The following is a 2,877-nucleotide window of genomic DNA, read 5'->3' as shown; positions in this document are numbered from 1 at the left end:
AGCGCGGACGAGCCCGTCGAGAAGGTTTGCCGGTGTCCTGAGAGTACCGGAGCAGGATTCGATTCGCTGGCGGGCGAAACGTCCAAACAGTTCGCTTGCAGACGCAACTTTTCCAAAACCGCTTGGCGATCATTTTGCAAAGCAGGCGTTTGCGGCGGCGGTTCGGTGGGAACCGGGGCGGGGACGCACTGACCGACGGCGAGGTGATTGTGTAACGAGAGCGGGTTGGGGCGTTTGCTGGCCGAGCGAACGTAAGGCTCCAGCGGAAAAAGCAGCGATGATGTTCCGATCGTCGCTGCAGGTCGCTTCGTGGTGTTGCCAGAAAGCTTCGCTGGGTTGCCCGAACGGCGTTTTGACGAAGTCAGAACTGCGTTGCCTCCCTCCGAAGCAGCAGCCGTCTCCATGAATTCAAAGGTTTGTTGGGGCACGAGGAGTGTCCTTTGGACCATTGGAGAAAGAAACAACAAAACGACACCCCCGGTCGCCCGCAAGTGGCGGGGGGATTGAGAGTCTCTCGGTCTGGGAAAGCTTGCTGGATTTTCCCCGCCGAGAAGCCTAGGCTTGGGTGGCGGAAAAGCTTCGCACACCTGCCCCTTGCCGCCCCGCGAAACGACCGACGCATCTTAAATGCTAGCATTGGCAGGGATTACTGGAAAGCGTCTTTTAAGAAAGATCGACGAGAGAGTGTCTGATGATGCAGAAAATACGCTGGATTTTGTTGTTGCTGGGAATCGTGATCGCGTTGGTGATCGCGTTTCAAAACAATCGAAACGAAGAAGTGAACTTGTTGTTCTTCCATGGCGAAGTTTCCCTCTTGCTGTTGATTTTGACGGCGGTGGGTATCGGTTTTGTGTTTGGCGCGATGCTGACGTACGGAATGTTGCGACCGAAAAAGGGCAAGAAGGCGAATGCCAAGTCGACCGCGAAAGCGGTTTCGGCCACTCCCGCCACCCCCAAAAACTCACCGTCGGCTCCGAAGCCAGAGCGGGCCGACGCTCTGGCCCCGGATCGTGCCGACGCGAAGAAGTAATGTGAGCCGTGGGCCGTAAGGCACCGGGAAGTGCGTTATGCCCGGCCGCTGACGCGCGAGCGGCTCACTAAATCAACAAGCCGCTAGGCCCCGGTGGGGTGGCGACAGAACCGAGGCTAGCGGGCAACGCGAGCGGCGCGGGCGGCGCGGCGAGCGGCGACAAGGTCGTATCGCATCAGGACCAGACGAGCCAAGTCGCCCATGTGATTCAGCCCCGCCTTGGGCTCGTTGATATTCGTTCCAGCAACCTTGGTTCCGGCAACATTGGTTCTGGCGACATTGGTTCTGGGACGCTCGAATTTTCGAACCGCTGACGACTGGACCGCTTTAGGAGCCACGACGGCGGGCGAAGCCACCGCGACTGCCGAACGGCTAGCGATGGGGCTGGTGGCGACAGGGCTATCGAAAAGCATCAGTTGGGTCATCGGACAGATTCCTGTGCGAAAGAAGCGAATCAGGTAAGCACTGAGTGATCAATCACTCAACTAAAACCATTCTTCGCGACCCTGATGACACGTCTGGTCACGCCTCGGAAAAGAAATTTTGAATTTCTTAAAAGAGTGTTTTTCGGGGCAAAAAGCTGCTCAGCGGGAGCCAGCAAAGAGAAACGTCGCGAAAGTCATCAAGACTTTCGAGAGTCATCTACCGAAGCCCCGAAACTCTTGGCGAGTTTCGCTACGGGGGGACGATGCGGCGGAACGAAACTCTTGGCGAGTTTCGCTACGACGCGTTTCGCTTCAGGAGATCACGCTGACATCAGATCAGATCAGCTATCGACCGCTTCGACGTTGACCCAATCGCCGCCAGCGATGGCACTGCGGCGACATGCATCGAGAATCAGCTGGGTTTTCAGCGTCAATTCAGGATACTGCGACTGGATCGAGTTCTCGTTCACATAGCTGGCGAAACGGCGAACCATCTCGACTTCGGGAGCCACGGGTTCACCTGAGGCGTATTCGTCGTTGGACCGTGGCGACGTTTGCCGCTTGAAATTCCAGCGGCAATTGTCGATTTCGAGCTGGTGATCGTGGGTCGCCCAGTGAGTTCGCGAGTCATAGAACGGCAAGACAAAATCGTCGATCGTCAAATGCCCCTTTTCTCCCGAGACAATTGCGGTTTGTTGGTTACTGGTCAAAAACGAACAGTAATACGCCGCTGAAAGCCCTTCGGGAAATTCCAGTTCGGCAGAAAACTCGCCGGGCACTTGATGCTCGCCGTGCGAGTTTCCGATCGACGTGATCGTGCGGGCTGACAAACGCGTGGGCATCTGCCTATTGGACGCCCACAAAATGAAGCGGATGCAATACCAACCGAGATCGCCGAGACACCCATGCGGCTCGAGTTCGTAATTGGCACGAATATTTGACGCCTCGAACGATTCGTCGCTGCAGAATGAAAAGTGGGTATTGATGCGGCGGAGCTTGCCAAGCAATTTCTCGTCATGCAGCGTCGCCGCGACGTCTTCGATTCGCCTGCTGTGATCGAACATGACTCCGTCCATGAATTGGACGTTGGACGCACGACAGGCATCGATCATCTGGCGAACTTGCTGCGTGTTGACGCCGACGGGCTTTTCGCACAACACATGCTTGCCCGCCTCGGCGGCTGCGATGACCCAATCCTTGCGAATCCCGGTCGGCAGCGGGATATAGACGGCATCAATTTGATCGCTTTGGATCAGTTCATCGTAAGATCCCATCGCGGTGACAGGTTCAATTTGCGGCGTTTCGGCCGAGCACTCGTCAATAAACGACTGAGCCCGCGAAAGCGAACGGCTTGCGACAGCGGCGACGCGTCCATTACCGCTAAGCCGAACGGCTTTCCAATTCTTTCGAGCAATCCCGGCT

At 56.6% G+C, this 2,877-nt stretch carries 4 protein-coding genes; 1 reads left to right on the top strand and 3 read right to left on the bottom strand.

The features are described 5' to 3' along the window. Positions 1-428 (bottom strand): hypothetical protein (locus RMSM_RS13915; protein ID WP_144057630.1); only part of this gene is annotated, 428 nt, incomplete at its 3' end. A 263-nt stretch (positions 429-691) separates the two neighbouring features. Here RMSM_RS13915 and RMSM_RS13910 point away from each other — a divergent pair. Then, positions 692-1,030 carry a lipopolysaccharide assembly protein LapA domain-containing protein gene (locus tag RMSM_RS13910; RefSeq protein ID WP_008697034.1) on the top strand — a complete coding sequence of 113 codons (339 nt, stop codon included), beginning with the start codon at positions 692-694 and terminating at the stop codon, positions 1,028-1,030. Positions 1,031-1,146: 116 nt separating this feature from the next. Here RMSM_RS13910 and RMSM_RS13905 read toward each other — a convergent pair whose 3' ends face one another. Both RMSM_RS13905 and RMSM_RS13900 read right to left on the bottom strand, forming a co-directional pair. Next, complete coding sequence (locus tag RMSM_RS13905; protein WP_008697033.1) at positions 1,147-1,455, bottom strand: hypothetical protein; 309 nt, start codon at positions 1,453-1,455, stop codon at positions 1,147-1,149. A gap of 341 nt (positions 1,456-1,796) precedes the next feature. Next, a partial coding sequence (locus RMSM_RS13900) for a Gfo/Idh/MocA family protein (RefSeq protein WP_040766528.1) occupies positions 1,797-2,877 on the bottom strand: 1,081 nt, incomplete at its 5' end.

This window comes from Rhodopirellula maiorica SM1 (assembly GCF_000346295.1).
In the GTDB taxonomy this organism is placed as follows: Bacteria; Planctomycetota; Planctomycetia; order Pirellulales; family Pirellulaceae; genus Novipirellula; species Novipirellula maiorica.
This window is presented reverse-complemented; position numbering and strand designations above follow the sequence as displayed.